Raw genomic sequence first — 18,118 nt, 5'->3', positions numbered from 1 at the left:
GAGGGGCACCCGGGTCCCTTGCGCCAAGGGGGGGTCAGCCCGCTACCGACACCGAAGGCTCGCCGGAGGCGATACCGTCGGCCTCCATCTGCTCGGCAAGCTTCATCGCTTCCTCGATGAGCGTCTCGACGATCTTCGACTCGGGGACCGTCTTGATGACCTCGCCCTTGACGAAGATCTGCCCCTTGCCGTTACCGGAGGCGACGCCGAGGTCGGCCTCGCGGGCCTCGCCCGGACCGTTCACGACGCAGCCCATGACGGCGACGCGGAGGGGGACCTCCATGCCCGTCAGACCGGCGGTGACCTCTTCCGCCAACTTGTACACGTCGACCTGGGCACGCCCGCAGGACGGGCAGGACACGATCTCCAGGCCCCGCTGCTTGAGGTTCAGCGACTCCAGGATCTGGAGACCGACCTTGACCTCCTCGGCGGGCGGCGCCGACAGGGACACCCGGATCGTGTCGCCGATGCCCTCGGAGAGCAGCGCTCCGAACGCCACCGCCGACTTGATCGTGCCCTGGAAGGCGGGACCCGCCTCCGTCACACCGAGGTGCAGGGGGTAGTCGCACGCCGCCGCCAGCTGGCGGTACGCGTTGACCATGACCACCGGGTCGTTGTGCTTGACCGAGATCTTGATGTCCCGGAAGTCGTGCTCCTCGAAGAGGGACGCCTCCCAGAGGGCTGACTCGACGAGCGCCTCGGGGGTCGCCTTGCCGTACTTCTGGAGGAGCCGCTTGTCGAGCGAACCCGCGTTGACGCCGATCCGGATCGGGGTGCCGGTGTCCTTCGCGGCCCGCGCGATCTCCTTGACCTGGTCGTCGAACTGCTTGATGTTGCCGGGGTTCACACGGACGGCCGCGCAGCCCGCGTTGATCGCCGCGAAGACGTACTTCGGCTGGAAGTGGATGTCCGCGATGACCGGGATCTGCGACTTGCGGGCGATCGTGGCGAGGGCGTCGGCGTCGTCCTGGGTCGGGCACGCCACCCGTACGATCTGGCAGCCGGAGGCGGTCAGCTCGGCGATCTGCTGCAGCGTGGCGCCGATGTCCGACGTACGCGTGGTCGTCATCGACTGCACCGAGACGGGTGCGTCTCCACCCACGGCCACGGTTCCGACCTGGATCTGCCGGCTCTTCCGACGCTCGGCGAGCTTGGTCGGAACGGACGGCATGCCGAGAGAAATCGCAGTCATCTGCTGTGCAACCCCAAGTTGTGGATCAAGGTCCCGGAATCGTGGGCTCCAGGCTCCGAGATTACGGCACCGGCGCACGCCCGAGCACATCACGCCCCTAAACCCACCCAACGGATGGCGGCCGGACACCCAGGGTGCCCGGCCGCCACGAACGGTGTCTTGCCAAGAGACCGCCTAGGAGATTTTCACCGGGTTAACAACGTCCGCGATCAGGACGAGGATCGTGAAGCAGACGAAGATTCCGGCCACCACATAGGCCACCGGCATCAGCTTCGCCACGTCGAACGGGCCCGGGTCCGGCCGCCTCAGCACCTTCGCCGCGTTCCGCCGCAGCGACTCCCACAGCGCGCCCGCGATGTGCCCGCCGTCGAGCGGGAGCAGCGGGAGCATGTTGAACAGGAACAGGGAGAGGTTGAAGCCCGCGACCAGCAGCAGCATCATCGCGACCTGCTGCGATGCCGGGATGTCGAGGGTGAAGACATCACCGCCGATACGGGCCGCGCCGACCACGCCCATCGGGGAGTCCGCCTTGCGGGGGCCGTCGCCGAAGGCCGCGTTCCACAGGTCGGGGATCTTGCCGGGCAGCGAGACGAGCGACTCGACGCCGTTCTGCATCATGTCGCCCATGCGGTTCACGGACTGGCCGAACGACTGCTGGACGATGCCGGAGGCGGGCGTGAAGCCGAGGAAGCCGGCGTACACGTACTTGCCCTCGACATAGCCGCCGTTGCCGTCGGTCTTGCTGACCTGGTTCTTGATCAGGTGAGCGGTCAGGTCGACCTTCTGCCCCTTGCGCTCGACGGTGAGCGTGACGTCCTTGCCGGGGTTGGAGCGGATGTCGGACTGCAGCGCCGCCCAGTCGCCGATCGCCTTGCCGTTGAACGCGACGATCTTGTCGCCGCCCTTGAGCCCGGCGGCCTTGGCGGGCGCGGCCTGGTCGCTCGTCGCACACTTCGACCGGTTCTCGCTCTGCTGAATGACACAGTCCGAGACCTTGCCGACCGTGGTGGTCTGGGTCTGCACCCCGAACGTCATCATCACGCCGAGGAAGATCGCGACGGCCAGGACGAGGTTCATGAACGGGCCCGCGAACATCACGATCACGCGCTTCCACGGCTTGCGCGTGTAGAAGAGGCGGGTCTCGTCGCCGGGCTGGAGCTCCTCGAAGGCGGCCGACCTGGCGTCCTCGATCATGCCCCGGAAGGGGGAGGTGGAGCGCGCCTCGATACGGCCGTCCGGTCCGGGCGGGAACATCCCGATCATGCGGATGTAGCCGCCGAGCGGGACCGCCTTCACCCCGTACTCGGTGTCGCCCTTCTTCCGCGACCAGATGGTCGGCCCGAAGCCGACCATGTACTGCGGCACACGGATGCCGAAGAGCTTGGCCGTCGACAGATGTCCCAGCTCGTGCCAGGCGATCGAGATGAGCAGGCCGACCGCGAAGACGACTATGCCGAGGATCATCATCAGGGTCGTCATGCACGAGCCTCCGCGGTTGTCGTCTGTGCCATTGGTGCTGTCCGCGCCGTCTGTGCGGTCAGTTCACGGGCCCGGGCGCGTGCCCAGGTCTCCGCTTCGAGGACGTCTGCCACGGTCAGGGAAGTTCCCGTTCCGGGTGTGCCGTGTTCCTCGACCACCCGGGTGACGGTCTCCATGATCCCGTTGAACGGCAGGGCGCCGTTCAGGAACGCGTCCACGCACTCCTCGTTGGCGGCATTGAACACCGCCGGGGCCGTGCCCGCGAGCTGCCCCACGTGCCGGGCGAGCCCGACGGAGGGGAACGCGTCGTTGTCGAGCGGGAAGAACTCCCAGCTCGACGCCTTGGTCCAGTCGAAGGCGGGCGCCGCGTCCGGGACGCGTTCGGGCCAGCCGAGACCGATGGCGATCGGTCCCCGCATGTCGGGGGGCGTCGCCTGGGCCAGTGTCGATCCGTCCGTGTACTCAACCATCGAGTGGACATACGACTGCGGGTGCACGACCACCTCAATGCGATCGAAGGGAATGTCGTAGAGGAGGTGCGCCTCGATGACTTCCAGCCCCTTGTTGACCAAGGTCGCGGAGTTGATGGTGATCACCGGGCCCATGGCCCAGGTCGGGTGCGCGAGGGCCTCGGCGGGAGTGACGTTCGCCAGCTCCGCCTTCGTACGCCCCCGGAAGGGTCCGCCGGAGGCGGTCACGACCAGCTTGCGCACATCGGCGCGCGTACCGGCCGCCAGTGCCTGGAAGAGCGCCGCGTGCTCGGAGTCGACCGGGATGATCTGGCCGGGCTTGGCCAGCGCCTTCACCAGCGGGCCGCCGACGATGAGCGATTCCTTGTTGGCGAGCGCGAGGGTGCGGCCCGCTTCCAGGGCGGCGAGGGTGGGGGCGAGGGCGATGGAGCCGGTGATGCCGTTGAGGACGGTGTGACAGTCGGAGGCGGCGAGCCGGGTGGCGGCGTCCGCGCCGGCCAGGATCTCGGGAAGGGTCTCACCCGGTGCGTACTCGGCCGTGAGCGCCTCCCGCAGCGCCGGTACGACGTCCTCGCGCGCGACCGCGACCGTGCGTACACGCAGCCGGTGGGCCTGCTCCGCGAGCAGTCCGACCCTGCCGCCGGCGGCGGAGAGCGCGGTGACCCGGAACCGGTCGGGGTTGCGCAGCACGAGGTCGATGGCCTGGGTGCCGATCGAGCCGGTGGAGCCGAGGATCACGACATCCCGGACTCCGTCCACGGGGTCGAAGACGAGATGCGGATCAGCGAGGGGGGCTGGACTGTCGCTCATCCCCCCATTGTGGCCGCTGCGCGACCCGCACAGGACAGGGCTCCCCTCTTCTCCTCGCTTCTCCTCTCTTCTGACCCCATTAGCACCCCGACGTACCGGAGGAAGCGAAATCACCCTTTGTGAAACCAGCGTGAAGATCATGTGATAGCACTTCATGCACGTCGTCACTCTCACTGGCCGGTGGACGACCGGCCGGGGGGCGACACCCTGGGGGGTTCTCATGCGGATACGCGCTGCCCTGCCCGCGCTCGCGGGCGCCGTGGCACTGACAGGCACGTTTCTTCTCAGCACGCCGGCGCAGGCGGCCGGCGGTGTGACCATCTACCACGTCTGGTTCGACAGTCCCGGTTCGGACAACCGCTCCAACGCGAGCCTCAACGCCGAGTGGGTGCAGATCAAGAACACCAGTTCGGCGGCGATCTCGCTCAAGGGCTGGATCCTCAAGGACGTCTCGAACCACAGGTACACCTTCCCGAACGTGAAGATCGGGGCGCACAAGACCATGAAGGTGCACACGGGCAGCGGTAGGGACACCGCGGGGGACAAGTACCAGAACCGCCGCGCGTACGTCTGGAACAACACCAGCGACACCGCCACGCTCACCAAGGCGAACGGCGGCAAGGTCGACGCGTGCTCGTGGACGACGCGGGATCCCAGCGACAAGTACTGCTAGGCCCTGTCTCTCCTGCCGGCCCCCGCGTCCTCACCGCTTGCGGCGGCGCCGCGCCTTGGACCTGCCGGGGCGCGCGCCGCCGCGTGACGGCGCGGCGGCGGGCGCGGGGGCTGCCCCGGGAGCAGTCGCGGGCGCGTCGGCGTCCGCCGGGGCGAAGTCGCCCTCGACCACGCCCTCCGCCGTGTCCATGGTGGGGGCCGTGAAGTGCAGGTCCTCGACGCGGTCGCGGCGTTCGAGGGTCCCGGGCGGACCGCCGGAGGCGTCCAGGTTGAAGACGTAGCCGACGGACTCCTCCTTGATGGCGTCGGTCATCGCGCCGTACATGTCGAAGCCCTCGCGCTCGTACTCGACGATGGGTTCCCGGCCGAGCGTCCAGCGCAGACCGATGCCGTCGCGGAGGTAGTCCATCTCGTAGAGGTGCTCGCGCCATTTGCGGTCGAGGACGTTGAGGACGACGAGGCGTTCGAGGTCGCGCAGGGCGTCGGCGCCGAGTTCGCTCTCGCGGGCCTCGTAGCGGTCGTGGATGTCCCGGGTCACGGCCTCGGTCAGGTCGTCGGCGGTGAGGTTCGCGCGCTCGCCGGCCTCCTCCTCCAGGGCCTCGATCGTGACCCGTACCGGATAGAGCTGTTTGAAGGCGCCCCAGAGCCGCTCCAGGTCCCATTCCTCGGGGAAGCCCTCGCTGGTCTCCTGTTCGATGTACGCCCGCACGGTGTCGTCCATGAAGTGCAGGAGCTGTTCGCGCAGGTCCTCCCCCGCCAGGACGCGGCGGCGCTCGGCGTAGATGAGGGTGCGCTGCCGGTTGAGCACCTCGTCGAACTTCAGGACGTCCTTGCGGGACTCGAAGTGCTGCTGCTCGACCTGGGCCTGGGCGGAGGCGATGGCGCGGGTGACCATCTTGTTCTCGATGGGGATGTCGTCGGGGACGTTCGCCATGGACATCACGCGGTCCACGACCTGGGCGCGGAACAGGCGCATCAGGTCGTCCTCCAGGGAGAGGTAGAAGCGGGAGGCGCCGTTGTCGCCCTGGCGTCCGGAGCGGCCGCGCAGCTGGTTGTCGATACGGCGGGACTCGTGGCGTTCGGTGCCCAGCACATAGAGCCCGCCGAGCTCCTTGACCTCCTCGTACGCCGCCCCGACCGCGGCGGTGACGCGCTCACGCACCTCGCGGCAGGCGTCGGGGTGCTCCTCCTCGGTGAGCTCGCGCTTCTCCAGCTCTGCGGCTATGAGGGACTCGGGATTGCCGCCGAGCATGATGTCGGTGCCGCGGCCCGCCATGTTGGTGGCGACGGTGACGGCGCCCTTGCGGCCCGCCTGGGCCACGATCTGGGCCTCGCGCTGGTGGTTCTTGGCGTTGAGCACCTCGTGCCGGACACCGCGTTTCCTGAGCAGCGCGGAGAGCAGTTCGGACTTCTCCACCGACGTGGTGCCGACGAGGATCGGCTGCCCCTGGGCGTGCCGCTCGGCGATGTCCTCCACGATCGCGGCGTACTTGGCGTCCACGGTGCGGTAGATCTGGTCGGGGTCGTCGGCGCGCTTCGGGGGCCGGTTGGTCGGGATCGGCACGACCTGGAGCTGGTAGATCTGGTGGAATTCGGCCGCCTCCGTCATCGCCGTGCCGGTCATGCCGGCGAGCTTCTCGTAGAGGCGGAAGAAGTTCTGCAGGGTGATCGTGGCGAGGGTCTGGTTCTCGTCCTTGATCGTCACCCCTTCCTTCGCCTCGATCGCCTGGTGCAGCCCCTCGTTGTAGCGGCGGCCCGCGAGGATGCGGCCGGTGTGCTCGTCGACGATCAGCACCTCGCCGTCCACGACCACGTAGTCCTTGTCCCTCTTGAAGTGCTCCTTTGCCTTCAGGGCGTTGTTGAGGTGCCCGATGAGGGAGGTGTGGTCGGACTCGTACAGACTCTCGATGCCGAGCTGGTCCTGGAGGTACTCGACGCCCCGGTCCAGGATCGCGACGGTGCGTTTCTTGGGGTCGTACTCGTAGTCGTACCTGGCCCGCAGCGCCGCCAGTTCCTCCTTCTCGGCCGGCCGGGTGAAGAGTTCCTCCTGGACGCGGACGCCCTTCATCCGTCGTACGAGCCCCGCGAAGGCCTCGTACCACCGGGTGGGCTGGTCGGCGGGGCCGGAGATGATCAGCGGGGTGCGGGCCTCGTCGATGAGGATGGAGTCGGCCTCGTCGACGATCGCGAAGTGGTGGCCGCGCTGCACGAGTTCGTCCCGCGACCAGGCCATGTTGTCGCGCAGGTAGTCGAAGCCGAACTCGGTGTTGGTGCCGTAGGTGATGTCGCAGGCGTACTGGGCGCGGCGCACGGCGGGCGTCGACTCGGACTTGATGACACCGACGGTCAGGCCCAGGAAGCGGTAGGCGCGGCCCATCCACTCGGCGTCGCGCTCGGCGAGGTAGTCGTTGACCGTGACGAGGTGGACTCCCTTGCCGGACAGGGCGTTCAGATAGACGGGGAGGGTGGCGACGAGGGTCTTGCCCTCCCCCGTCTGCATCTCCGCGATGTCGCCGAGGTGCAGCGCCGCGCCGCCCATCACCTGGACGTCGAAGTGGCGCATGCCCAGGGTGCGCCGGGCCGCCTCGCGCATCGCGGCGAAGGCCTCCGGCAGCAGGTCGTCCAGGCTCTCGCCGTCGGCGTGGCGCTGTTTGAACTCCGGGGTGAGGGACTGGAGTTCCTCGTCCGACAAGGCCCTGAACTCCTCGTCCAAGGAGTTGACCTGATCGACGACGCGCTGGAGCCTGCGCAGCACACGGCCCTCGCCGGCTCGCATGATCCTGCCGGTGATGACGTCCAGACCTTTGCCCGTCATAGGAATTCCCCCAGAACTAAACGGCGTCCACGAGCATCCGAATCCAGTGATTGGCTCGTTGCAGAATGTGGACGCCCTGCTGATTCGCTGTGATCACCTCGCGCAGGACGGGATCGTCGACCACGTCGAGTGCGCTGCGGAAGAGTTGCTGGATGACGGGCCGTTCCCCCGGCCGTCCGGCGTCCAGCAGACCGTCGACGTCGCCGAGGTCGATGCGCCGGATCCGTACGGCGTCGAAGGAGGGCACCGGCGGGCGCGGCTCCGTGTCGACCAGGGCGAGCGCGCAGTCGTTGAGGAGAACCGCGAGGGCGTCGCGGTGCGCCTCGAAGGTCTCGGGCGCGGCTTCGCGCAGCTTCTGCGCCAGCGGCCGCACCTCTTTGCGTACGGTCCGCAGGGCCCCTGCGGGATCCGGTTCGTCGAGCTGACGCCGGGCCTCGGCACGGGCGCGCGTCAGCTGCGCGGAAAGGCCGTGACCGTGTTCTTCCCCGATTCCTTGGCGCATCTGCCGTCCCCGTTCGCCATTCTCCTCATTGTTGACGCACATATTCGGTGCGGCAAGCGGCGGAATGGCGAACCGGGGCGGCAGTGAATTCCTGGGGAAAGGGTCAGCGAATGGGGCGGTGGACGTTTTCCTTCCGGCTCGGGCCGGGTGTCGCGTCGGCGATCCAGGGGCCTTCCCCGGACGGGTCGATCACGCCCTGCTCCAGCCATTCGTACGTGCCCGCCAGTACGCCCTTGACGACCTTGCGGTCGAGGTCGTCGGTGTTGCTCCACAGGCGGCCGAAGAGTTCGTCGACGCGGATGCGGGACTGGCGGCAGAAGGCGTCGGCGAGCTGGTAGGCCTCTCGGCCGTGCTGCCCGGTGAGGCGCAGGTGTTCGGCGCGGACGCAGGCCGCGCTCATCGCGAAGAGCTCGGCGCCGATGTCGACGATCCGGCCCAGGAAGCCCTGCTTGGTCTCCATCCGGCCCTGCCAGCGGGACATGGCGTAGAAGGTGGAGCGGGCGAGCTTGCGGGCGTTGCGCTCGACGTAGCGCAGATGCGGGGAGAGATCCACATGCCGGTTGAACTCGCCGTACGAGCGCGGGAGCTGCCCCGGTCCCGCGACCAGTTTCGGCAGCCACTTGGCGTAGAAGACACCCGCGTTCGCGCCTGCCTTCGCCTTGTCCGAGAGGGACTTGTCGGGGTCGATGAGGTCACCGGCGACCGACAGGTGGGCGTCGACGGCCTCGCGGGCGATCAGCAGGTGCATGATCTCCGTGGAGCCCTCGAAGATCCGGTTGATGCGCAGGTCGCGCAGGATCTGCTCGGCGGGCACCGCCCGCTCGCCGCGCGCCGCCAGCGACTCGGCGGTCTCGAAGCCGCGGCCACCGCGGATCTGGACCAGTTCGTCGGCCATCAGGCAGCCCATCTCGGAGCCGTACAGCTTGGCGAGGGCGGCCTCGATGCGGATGTCGTTGCGGTTCTCGTCGGCCATCTGGGAGGACAGGTCGACGACGGCTTCGAGGGCGAAGGTGGTGGCCGCGATGAAGGAGATCTTGGAGCCGACGGCCTCGTGGAAGGCGACCGGCTTGCCCCACTGCTCGCGGGCCGCCGACCATTCGCGGGCGATCTTCAGACACCACTTGCCCGCGCCGACGCACATGGCGGGCAGTGAGAGGCGGCCGGTGTTGAGGGTGGTGAGGGCGATCTTCAGGCCCGCACCCTCCGGGCCGATCCGGTTCGCGGCCGGGACGCGGACCTGGTGGAAGCGGGTGACGCCGTTCTCCAGGCCGCGCAGGCCCATGAAGGCGTTGCGGTTCTCGACGGTGACGCCCTCGGAGCCGGCCTCCACCACGAACGCCGTGATGCCGCCCTTGTGGCCCTCGGACTTCGGGACGCGCGCCATGACGACGAGCAGATCGGCGACGACGCCGTTGGTCGTCCAGAGCTTCACCCCGTCGAGGACGTAGTCGTCGCCGTCCGGCACGGCGGTCGTGGCGAGCCGCGCCGGGTCGGAGCCGACGTCCGGCTCGGTGAGGAGGAAGGCCGAGATGTCGGTGCGGGCGCAGCGCGGCAGGAAGACGTCCTTCTGCTCCTGGGTGCCGAAGAGCTTCAGCGGCTGCGGTACGCCGATCGACTGGTGTGCGGACAGCAGGGCACCGATCGCCGGGTTCGCGGAGCCGACGAGGGCGAGCGCCTTGTTGTAGTACACCTGGGTGAGGCCGAGGCCTCCGTACTTGGTGTCGATCTTCATGCCGAGGGCGCCGAGGTCCTTGAGGCCGTCGATGACCTCGTCCGGGATCTGTGCCTCGCGCTCGATACGGGCCGGGTCGATCTTCGTCTCGCAGAAGTCGCGCAGCTTGGCGAGGAACTCCTCGCCGCGCTGTACGTCGTCCTCGGGGGGCATGGGGTGCGGGTGGATCAGGTCGAGGCGGAAGCGGCCGAGGAACAGTTCCTTGGCGAAGCTGGGCTTGCGCCAGTCCTGTTCGCGGGCCGCCTCCGCGACCTGACGTGCCTCACGTTCAGTGACGGTGGGCTGGTGGGGTGTTGCGGACATGAGGCTCACCTCGCCGCGCATAGGGATCTTGGGGACCTTCGTTACCGATCGGTTCTACTCGATCGTATTTACCCGAATACGGGTGAGCCCACCAGTCCTCGCGCGCGTTCGTGTGAACGTGTACCCCATGGGTTTGGGCCGATGCCGGCCGATGCCGGCGGATGTCAGCCGATGTCGACGGAGTACGCCTTGGTGTCCAGCCGCCCCGAACCGCGGAAGACCTCGCTGCCCGACTCGATGCCGGAGAGGTACTTGTCGTTGCCGAGCAGCTTGCGGCGGACCAGGGCCTGAGTGAAGTCGTCGAGGTCGAGGGAGGCCTTGGTGGTGTTGGCGCGGCGGACGAAGGAGTACACCTTCCAGCCGATGTCGCCCTGGTAGATGTCCCACATGGCGCCGTCGAGGCTCACGCTGCCGTACTTGGTGCCGAGGGGGCCCGCACCACCCTGCCGGTTGAGCCAGACCATGATTTCGTCGGCGGGCTGGTCCTGCCAGTCCGCGTTGTTCTTGTCGTGCAGCCACAGGTCGTAGGCGACGTTCATGGTGCCGGGGTTGGAACTGACCGAAAACTCCCAGCTGGTTTTGACCGGCTTGCGGTCGCCGACCCGGACGGGCAGTTCGGTGGCCGCCTTGTCGGCCTTCCAGCCCCAGTGCCAGCCGAGCACGGTACTGGCGTACGACTTGACGCTGTTCTCCTTGCCGGCCTTGCTGGTCCAGGTGTAGTTCGTGCCCCAGCCGATGGTGTCGCCGGAGCGCGAGGTGTCCCAGACGCACTGGGTGCCCGTGCCGTCGTCCTGCCCCCAGAGGTTGTTGTTGACGTAGTACTTGCCCATCGTGACGGTTTCGAAGGCGCCGCACTTCTTGCTGGCCTCGCCTGCCTGGGCGACGGTGACGCCCGCGGCGGCCGCGAGCGCCACCGTTCCCGCGAGCATCGTCTTCGCCTTCTTGGACAGGCGCGGTCGGCGGTGTTGCATCGAAGGTCCTTCCGGAAAACGGTCTGCGTACGCCTTCTCAGTGACCACCGGGGCTCGAAAGGTTGCCGCCGCACGGCGAAGTCCGGCGCGCGAAACGTACCGGCGCCCGACACTGGAAACACGCCCGGGCACGGCACGGCGAACGTGCCGTCGCGCGGCACGACGACGACTCCCGACCCGCACCGCAAGAATCCCGTCGAAGCGCTTCGACAACCTATGGACACCCACCACCCGTCGAGCTACTGTCGAGCCACCCTCACACGCCCTTGTCCGCAATGCGCACTGTCGAAGCGCTTCACACAATGCTTGGAGAGCTGGATGGTCACCCTCGCCGAGGTCGCCCAGCACGCCGGAGTCTCGGCGAGCACGGTGAGCTATGTCCTCAGCGGCAAGCGGTCCATCTCCGCGAGCACCCGGCAGCGGGTCGAGCGGAGCATCCAGGAGCTCGGCTACCACCCGAACGCGGGCGCCCGGGCCCTGGCGAGCAGCCGCTCCAACATCATCGCGCTGATGGTTCCGCTCCGTACCGACATGTACGTACCCGTGATGATGGAGATCGCCATCGCGGTGGCGACCCACGCCCGCACGCACGGCTACGACGTGCTCCTGCTCACCGGCGAGGAGGGTCCCGACGCCGTGCGCCGCGTCACCGGCAGCGGGCTCGCCGACGCGATGATCCTGATGGACGTGGAGCTCGACGACGAACGGCTCCCGCTGCTGCGCCAGACGGACCAGCCCTCCGTACTGATCGGCCTGCCCGCCGACACCTCCGGCCTGACCTGCGTCGATCTCGACTTCGGCGCGACGGGCGCGCTGTGCGCCGAGCACCTCGCGCTGCTGGGCCACCGTGACATCGCTGTCATCGGCGAGGCTCCCGCGGTCTACGAGCGGCACACCGGCTTCGCCGAGCGCACCCTCGACGGACTCCGGTCCCGTTCGAGGGAGTTGGGCCTGCGCGTGCTGCACCGCCCCTGCGAGGGCGGGTACGACGCGATGGCCCTGACCCTCGCCCGCATCCTCGACGAGCGCCCCGGCACCACGGGCTTCGTCGTGCAGAACGAGTCCGCGGTCGAGCCGCTGCTCGCGCTGTTGCGCCAGCAGGGCCGGGCCGTCCCCGAGGACATGTCGGTGATCGCGATCTGCCCGGACCAGGTCGCGACACAGGCCTCGGTGCGGCTGACCTCGGTCGCCATCCCGGCGCAGGAGATGGGCCGGCTCGCCGTGGAGCATCTGATCGCCAAGTTGGAAGGGCACGGCAAGGACGAAGTCGTGCTCATCGCCCCTGAGTTGACGGTACGGGCGAGCACGGGCCCGGCGCCGACCGCCGCCTGACCGGGGCCCGGCCACGCCACTCCCCGTCCCGCCCTTCACCGCACCGCACCGCACCGCATCACACCGCACTGCCCCAGCCCCAGCCCCAGCGTTGTGCCCTCCTCGCCGGGCACCCCATGTCTGCATGTCTGCATTCCTCATGTCTGCATTCCTTCAGGAGCGCCCCCGTGAATCAGCCTGCCGAAAACCAGACCCAGTCAGGCGCGGTCAGCCTCGCGCAGTCCTCCCCGACCGTCGGCACGTTCCGCGAGCGGGACGGCGCGCTGGAGTGGAGCGGACGTCAGGAGACCGTCCGCATCGAGCCCTGGGGCCCGGACGCGGTCCGGGTCCGCGCACGCCTGGGCGGCCCGGTACTCGAAGGCCTCCCCTGCGCGCTCCTCGACGAGCCGCAGGTGACCGAGAGCACCGTCAGGATCCAGGACGGTGCGGGCCGGTTGACGGTCGGCGCACTGACCGTCGAGGTCAGCGCCGAGGGCCTGCTCCGCTTCCTCCGCACGGCCGACGGCACGGAACTCCTCGCCGAGGAGCGCGCTCACTTCTGGTGGCCCGGCCCGCGCCTGTACACCCCGACGGGAAGCGGCCATCACCGCCTGGAACAGCGCTTCGCCGCCTATGAGAGCGAGAAGCTGTACGGCCTCGGCCAGCACCAGCACGGGCTGTTCGACCAGAAGGGCACGGTCCTGGACCTGATCCAGCGCAACGCCGAGGTCACCGTCCCGGTGCTCACGTCCAGCCGCGGGTACACGTTCCTGTGGAACTCCCCCGCGATCGGCCGGGTCGAGCTCGCGGGCAACGGCACCCGCTGGGTCGCCGATTCCGCCCGCCAGCTCGACTACTGGATCACCGCGGGCACCCCGGCCGACGCCCAGCGCCGCTACAGCGCCGCCACCGGCCGTACGCCGATGCTGCCCGAGTGGGCGGCCGGCTTCTGGCAGTGCAAGCTTCGCTATCGCACGCAGGACGAACTCCTCGGCGTGGCACGGGAGTACAAGCGACGGGGACTGCCCCTGTCCGCCATCGTCTGCGACTTCTTCCACTGGACCCACCTGGGCGACTGGAAGTTCGACCCGGCGGAGTGGCCGGACCCGGCGGCGATGCAGCGCGAGCTCGCCGAACTCGGCGTCAAGCTGGTCGTGTCCGTCTGGCCGTCGGTCTCCCCGCTCTCCGAGAACCACCCGCTCATGGAGCAGCGCGGCTACTTCATCGGCACCGAGTACGGCCCGATGGCCCACGCCGACTGGCCCGACAAAGAGGTCGCCTCCACCGTCCAGGTGGCCTTCTACGACGCGACGAACCCCGAGGCCCGTGACTTCCTGTGGTCGCGCGTGAAGGGCAACTACCTCGACCCGTACGGCATTTCGGCCTTCTGGCTGGACGCCTGCGAGCCGGAGCTGAAGCCGGGCTTCCAGGAGAACCTGCGCTACCACGCGGGCCCGGGTCTGGAGGTCGGCAACCTCTACCCCCGCGAGAACGCCCGCACCTTCTACGAGGGCATGCTCGCTGTCGGCGAGACCGAGGTCGTCACTCTCAACCGCTCGGCGTGGGCGGGCAGTCAGCGCTACGGCGCCGCCCTGTGGTCCGGCGACATCGGCACCGACTTCGCGACGCTGCGCCGCCAGATCGCCGCCGGCCTCAACACCGCGCTCTCCGGGATCCCCTGGTGGAACACCGACATCGGCGGCTTCCACGGCGGCGACCCCGAGGACCCGGCGTACCGCGAGGTGATGGTCCGCTGGTTCCAGTTCGGCGCGCTCTCCCCGCTGATGCGCCTGCACGGCTTCCGCGACCCCGGTATGCCGCTGGGCCCCGACATGACCGGCGGCCCGAACGAGGTCTGGTCGTACGGCGAGGAGGCCGGCGCGATCCTGGAGAAGTATCTGCGGCTGCGCGAGCGGCTGAAGCCCTATGTGCTGGACGTCATGCGGGAGGCCCATGAGGAGGGGCTGCCGGTGATGCGCCCGCTGTTCCTCGAGTTCCCCGAGGACCACGCGGCCTGGTCGGTCGACGACTCCTACCTCTTCGGCTCCGACCTCCTGGTCGCGCCGGTGCTCACGGCGGGCGCGACGGTGCGCACGACGTACCTTCCGGCGGGCGCCTGGTGGACCGACGCGTGGACCGGCCAGACGTACGAGGGCGGCGCGGCCGTCACCGTCGACGCCCCTCTGGACCGCATCCCGCTGTTCCTGCGGGACGGGGCACGGCTGCCTGTGGCGGAGTAGCCGCGCGCATGCGGGGGAGGCCGGGCGGGCCTCCCCCGCATGATCTGTGACGCTACTGTTGCCGGAACTGTGGGCTCCATCACAGCCGAGGCGATCTTGGGCTGCTGAAGTCACCGGATGGTGTACCTGCTCCTGCCGCTCGTCCCGGGGAGCCTGGTCGCGGCCTTCGCCTTCGTCGGGTACTGCTTCGGCACCCTCGGCCGGATCGGCCCCCGGCAGGCCGACCGCGTGGTGTGGCTGCGCGTCGCCGCCGCCCTCATGGGGGCCGCCACGGCCGTCCTGTACGTGTGGGGCCTGCTCCATCTGGTCGGCGCGGTCATGGACGCGGAGGAGAACGGCGCCGACTCGGCACCGCTGCGGCCCTGTCGCACACCGGGCCGGGAGGAGTGGGCTCAGGACCCGGGCATCGTCGACTACACGGTGCGCTATCTGCCCCTCCGGTTCGTCTGCGAGACGGGGGACGGCGACAGCTATGTCACCGACGTCGTTCCCGGCTACCTGAACCCCAGCGTGCTGGGCTTCGCGCTGGCCGGCGCCGGGTGTGCCGGTGCCGCGCGGCTCGTGTCGCGACGGCCCGGCCCCCGCGCGACGCGGGAACCGGGCCGCTGATGCCTCCTGGAGGGTCGGTCAACTACTGCTGACCGACAGGCTGTTGGTCGCGAAGTCCAGACCGCCGGACGAGGACGTGATCTCGAAGCCGAACTGGAGGTCGCCGATGGTCACGTTGCCGAACCATCCCTTGGTGTCCTTGATCCACTTGAGGATCGGCAGGACGTCGACGGTGCCGGAGGTGGAGTTCGAGGTGCGCACGAAGGAGAAGACGTCGTTGGATCCGTTGTTGCCCTTGTAGACGGTCCAGGTGTGGCCGCCGAGGGTGAGGGTGCCCTGCGAGGTGCCGAGCGGGCCGACGGCTCCGGTCTTGTTCACCCAGAGCATGACCTCGTACTTGTAGCCGGTGTCCCAGATGTCGTACGACGTGTTGTACGCGCCGGACGACGGGACCGTGACGTTGTAGCCGCTGCTGAGCGAGCCGAGCGAGGTGATCGACTTGTTGATCACCTTCTTGGCGTTCGGGTACGACTTGATGCCACCTGTGTTGGGGTGGTTGGCCCAAACCCCCCAGTTTGTACCGGAGTTGGCCCAGATGCACTGGCTGCCCGCGCCGGAGCCCCAGATGTTGTTGTAGAGCGTGTACCCGTTGAGGCTGGTGTTCCCGTACTGCTCGCAGGAGCTCCAGACGGCCGCCTGGGCGGGGGCGGAGGCGAGGCCGACGGTGGCGCCGAGCGCGAGCGCGGGGGCCAGCAGGGCCTTGGCGGCCCTGCCGAGTGTCCGTGTTGCCATGGTGTCCCTTCCATGGGTGGGGGGAACTGCGGGTGCTACTGCGGCCCCAGGGTGAGGACGCAGTCTTCTCCGGCGCTCAGGGAGAGCGGTCGCGCGCCGGCGGAAGTCCTGAGATCGATCCGCGCGGTTCGGGTGGGGCGGATGACGGCCGTGCGCTCCCCGGGACTCCAGGTCAGGTCGACCTCGGCGCCGAACCGGGTGCGGATGCCGTGGAGCCGGCCGCTCGGGAACACCGTGGGGAGCGCGGGGAAGAGGACCAGCCGTCCGGGCGTGGACTGGACGAGCATCTCGATGAGCACAGCGGGGAGCGTGTGGGCGGCGTCCGCGTTGTAGACGTGCCGGTTCGGGTAGTGGCCGCTCATCAGGGAGACATGGAAGAAGTCCCCGGCCAGGACGTTGTCGAGGGCGCCCGCCACCCGCTGGGCGTCCCGCAGTCGGGCCGCCACCAGGGCGTGGTGGAGGTGGCCGTGCGCGGAGTCGTTCTCGGCGCCGCGCAGTACGAGGGCGCGGTGGGCCGCCGCGGCGAGCTCGGGGGTGTCGTACGGGTTGATCTCGTCGAGCGGCCAGACGCCGTAGAGGTGGCTGAGGTGCCGGTGGTCGTAGGTGTCGTCGAGGCCGGGCCAGGCCCACTCGGCGAGTGCCCCGTCGGCGTTGACGCGGTGCGGCGGGAGCCGGTCGGCGAGCGCGCGCCAGCGCTCGGCGTCGGGTCCGGGGTGGTGGTCGGCGGCCGTGCGGAGGGCGTGGCGCGCCGCGGAGAGGTCCATGGCGGCGTTGAGGGTGATCCAGCGCGCGGTGGCGGGCCGGTTCTCCGGCGAGTAGGACGGCACGATCACGACGTGGCCGTTCTCGTCGGTCCGGGTGAGGAAGTCCTCGTAGAAGTACGCCACTTCGGCGAGCGCGGCCGACAGGCGCGGGTCGCGTGCGCCGCGCGTCTCGTCGTGGTCCACGAGGGGCTTCAGCAGCCAGTCGGCGCCCGCGGTCCACACGTGCAGCGGGTACTCGCGGCTGAGGTGGTAGATGTGCCCGGACTCGCCGTCGGTGTGCGCGGGGGCGACGACACCCCGGGTGCCGAAGATCGCCCGGGCGTTGTCGCGCCAGTGCGGCAACTGGCCGTGGATCAGGGCGGCATGGGCCTCGGACACCTCCGGGAGCGCCGCCGCGGCGGCCGACGCCGTCTGGAGATTGACGTTGGCGTCGGTGGTGAAGGCTCCCGACCAGCCGGTGTCCCAGTCGCCGGTCCACAGCCCGGTCAGGCGTGGCGGCAGCATTCCGGCGGCGGACAGCAGGTGGTAGCGACCGGCCGCGAAGAGCCGTTCGAGCAGGGCGGGGCTTTTCGGACGGCGGACCAACTCCGAGCCGGGGAGCGCCCGTTCGGCCGGGTCGGCGCCCAGCTCCAGGCCCGCCCGCAGGTAGGCGGGGCGGTGCAGGGCGGTGTGCCGGGCGAGGAGACGGTCGTACGCGTCCTCGTCGTCGTCGGGCAGCAGGGCGCGCAGCTCACGGGCCTCGGCGAGCGCGTCCCACTCCCCCTTGTGCCGCCGTACCCGCGTGAGCAGCAGCACCGAACGCGCACCCTCGACCCGTATCCCGGGCGGCGCGGTGAGCGTCCGGCCACCGGTGACCACGGCGAGCGTCACCCCGGTGTACGCCCGCTCACTGCCCGGATAGCGGGCCCGCAGGGTGAGGAGAGCGCCCTCGGCGGTGAGGACGGAACTGTGACCTACCGTCACATCCGATGGAGCACCCGGTAGTTGGTGGTCGAGCGTCACGTCGGCGGTGAGGTCGGCCTCGGTCACGTGCTGGACGATGACGTCGTCCGCGCGCGACACGAAGACCTCGCTGCGCCGGTCCTCGCACTCGGCGCGGACGACACCGCTGGTGAAGTCGGCCTCGCGCCGGTAGGCGCGCGACTCCCGTGGCGACCGGCGCAGCCGCACCTGGAAGGCCGGATGGAAGGGCTGCACCCACAGCAGCGGTCGTCCGTCGGTGAAGTCCTCCCCGGCGTCGACGTCACCGGCCAGCAACCGGTCTTGGACGCTCTTCAGCCGTTCGGCCAGCTCGGGCGGTCGGGCGTCCGCACTGCCGTTCGGGCGGACCAGGGAGTGATGGTTGACGATGACCCGGTCATCGTTCGGATCGCCGAACACCATGACGCCGTGTCGGCCGTTCCCACTCAGGAAGGCGTCCTCCCAGCGGGCGGCGGGGGCGGGCTCCCAGGTGCCGTGGACGGGCGCGTCGGTGGAGGCGTGGACGGGAGCGTCCGTGGAGGCGTGAACGGGAGCG

General features: G+C 69.4%; 13 protein-coding genes. 4 read left to right on the top strand and 9 right to left on the bottom strand.

Going from position 1 to position 18,118, the window contains the following annotated elements; genetic code table 11:
* Positions 1–34 precede the first annotated feature (34 nt).
* From ispG to dxr, 3 genes are all read right to left on the bottom strand, one after another.
* Positions 35–1,192 carry a flavodoxin-dependent (E)-4-hydroxy-3-methylbut-2-enyl-diphosphate synthase gene (gene ispG / locus ACFVWD_RS25040; protein ID WP_095852303.1) on the bottom strand — a complete coding sequence of 386 codons (1,158 nt, stop codon included), beginning with the start codon at positions 1,190–1,192 and terminating at the stop codon, positions 35–37.
* 174 nt (positions 1,193–1,366) lie between these two features.
* On the bottom strand, positions 1,367–2,671 hold the full coding sequence (locus ACFVWD_RS25035; RefSeq protein WP_389599086.1) for a M50 family metallopeptidase: 1,305 nt from the start codon (positions 2,669–2,671) through the stop codon (positions 1,367–1,369).
* Positions 2,668–3,951: a 1-deoxy-D-xylulose-5-phosphate reductoisomerase gene (dxr, locus tag ACFVWD_RS25030; protein ID WP_389599084.1), complete on the bottom strand. Its 1,284-nt coding sequence runs from the start codon at positions 3,949–3,951 to the stop codon at positions 2,668–2,670. The genes ACFVWD_RS25035 and dxr overlap by 4 nt, the downstream gene beginning before the upstream one ends.
* A gap of 220 nt (positions 3,952–4,171) precedes the next feature.
* On the opposite strand from dxr, the gene ACFVWD_RS25025 reads away from it, so the two are divergent.
* On the top strand, positions 4,172–4,624 hold the full coding sequence (locus ACFVWD_RS25025) for a lamin tail domain-containing protein (protein WP_168496180.1): 453 nt from the start codon (positions 4,172–4,174) through the stop codon (positions 4,622–4,624).
* Between the two features lie 30 nt (positions 4,625–4,654).
* On the opposite strand, the gene secA is transcribed toward ACFVWD_RS25025, so the two are convergent.
* From secA to ACFVWD_RS25005, 4 genes are all read right to left on the bottom strand, one after another.
* The gene (gene secA / locus ACFVWD_RS25020) at positions 4,655–7,438 is read right to left on the bottom strand and encodes a preprotein translocase subunit SecA (RefSeq protein WP_389599082.1); all 2,784 of its coding nucleotides are present in this window, start codon (positions 7,436–7,438) and stop codon (positions 4,655–4,657) included.
* 16 nt (positions 7,439–7,454) lie between these two features.
* Complete coding sequence (locus tag ACFVWD_RS25015) at positions 7,455–7,940, bottom strand: hypothetical protein (protein WP_389599080.1); 486 nt, start codon at positions 7,938–7,940, stop codon at positions 7,455–7,457.
* A 103-nt stretch (positions 7,941–8,043) separates the two neighbouring features.
* A complete protein-coding gene (locus tag ACFVWD_RS25010) occupies positions 8,044–9,975 on the bottom strand; it encodes an acyl-CoA dehydrogenase family protein (RefSeq protein WP_389599078.1) in 1,932 nt (643 codons plus the stop codon).
* A 164-nt stretch (positions 9,976–10,139) separates the two neighbouring features.
* Positions 10,140–10,946: an endo-1,4-beta-glucanase gene (locus ACFVWD_RS25005; RefSeq protein ID WP_389599076.1), complete on the bottom strand. Its 807-nt coding sequence runs from the start codon at positions 10,944–10,946 to the stop codon at positions 10,140–10,142.
* 318 nt (positions 10,947–11,264) lie between these two features.
* Between ACFVWD_RS25005 and ACFVWD_RS25000 the strand changes: the two genes are divergently transcribed.
* The 3 genes from ACFVWD_RS25000 (at position 11,265) to ACFVWD_RS24990 (ending at position 15,106) form a co-directional block, all read left to right on the top strand.
* On the top strand, positions 11,265–12,278 hold the full coding sequence (locus ACFVWD_RS25000; RefSeq protein ID WP_168511689.1) for a LacI family DNA-binding transcriptional regulator: 1,014 nt from the start codon (positions 11,265–11,267) through the stop codon (positions 12,276–12,278).
* A gap of 167 nt (positions 12,279–12,445) precedes the next feature.
* Entirely contained in the window at positions 12,446–14,497 is a 2,052-nt protein-coding gene (locus ACFVWD_RS24995) for a TIM-barrel domain-containing protein (RefSeq protein ID WP_389599075.1), read from the top strand.
* A 117-nt stretch (positions 14,498–14,614) separates the two neighbouring features.
* The gene (locus ACFVWD_RS24990; RefSeq protein ID WP_389599073.1) at positions 14,615–15,106 is read left to right on the top strand and encodes a hypothetical protein; all 492 of its coding nucleotides are present in this window, start codon (positions 14,615–14,617) and stop codon (positions 15,104–15,106) included.
* Between the two features lie 18 nt (positions 15,107–15,124).
* On the opposite strand, the gene ACFVWD_RS24985 is transcribed toward ACFVWD_RS24990, so the two are convergent.
* Together ACFVWD_RS24985 and ACFVWD_RS24980 are read right to left on the bottom strand one after the other, a co-directional pair.
* Positions 15,125–15,838: a hypothetical protein gene (locus ACFVWD_RS24985; protein ID WP_168496164.1), complete on the bottom strand. Its 714-nt coding sequence runs from the start codon at positions 15,836–15,838 to the stop codon at positions 15,125–15,127.
* 35 nt (positions 15,839–15,873) lie between these two features.
* Entirely contained in the window at positions 15,874–18,012 is a 2,139-nt protein-coding gene (locus tag ACFVWD_RS24980; protein ID WP_389599090.1) for a glycoside hydrolase N-terminal domain-containing protein, read from the bottom strand.
* Between the last annotated feature and the right edge of the window lie 106 nt (positions 18,013–18,118).

Source organism: Streptomyces sp. NPDC058086 (genome assembly GCF_042885015.1).
GTDB lineage: Bacteria > Actinomycetota > Actinomycetes > Streptomycetales > Streptomycetaceae > Streptomyces.
The sequence above is the reverse complement of the archived record's forward strand: the minus strand, read 5'-3'. Positions and strand labels throughout refer to the sequence as shown.

Bases quoted from the DNA above. Each gene is read 5' to 3' on its own strand.
- ACFVWD_RS25015 (WP_389599080.1), bottom strand. From the start codon at position 7,940: ATGCGCCAAGGAATCGGGGAAGAACACGGTCACGGCCTTTCCGCGCAG.
- ACFVWD_RS25005 (WP_389599076.1), bottom strand. From the start codon at position 10,946: ATGCAACACCGCCGACCGCGCCTGTCCAAGAAGGCGAAGACGATGCTC.
- ACFVWD_RS25000 (WP_168511689.1), top strand. From the start codon at position 11,265: ATGGTCACCCTCGCCGAGGTCGCCCAGCACGCCGGAGTCTCGGCGAGC.
- ACFVWD_RS25010 (WP_389599078.1), bottom strand. From the start codon at position 9,975: ATGTCCGCAACACCCCACCAGCCCACCGTCACTGAACGTGAGGCACGT.
- ACFVWD_RS24985 (WP_168496164.1), bottom strand. From the start codon at position 15,838: ATGGCAACACGGACACTCGGCAGGGCCGCCAAGGCCCTGCTGGCCCCC.
- ACFVWD_RS25035 (WP_389599086.1), bottom strand. From the start codon at position 2,671: ATGACGACCCTGATGATGATCCTCGGCATAGTCGTCTTCGCGGTCGGC.
- ispG (WP_095852303.1), bottom strand. From the start codon at position 1,192: ATGACTGCGATTTCTCTCGGCATGCCGTCCGTTCCGACCAAGCTCGCC.
- ACFVWD_RS24990 (WP_389599073.1), top strand. From the start codon at position 14,615: ATGGTGTACCTGCTCCTGCCGCTCGTCCCGGGGAGCCTGGTCGCGGCC.
- ACFVWD_RS25025 (WP_168496180.1), top strand. From the start codon at position 4,172: ATGCGGATACGCGCTGCCCTGCCCGCGCTCGCGGGCGCCGTGGCACTG.
- secA (WP_389599082.1), bottom strand. From the start codon at position 7,438: ATGACGGGCAAAGGTCTGGACGTCATCACCGGCAGGATCATGCGAGCC.
- dxr (WP_389599084.1), bottom strand. From the start codon at position 3,951: ATGAGCGACAGTCCAGCCCCCCTCGCTGATCCGCATCTCGTCTTCGAC.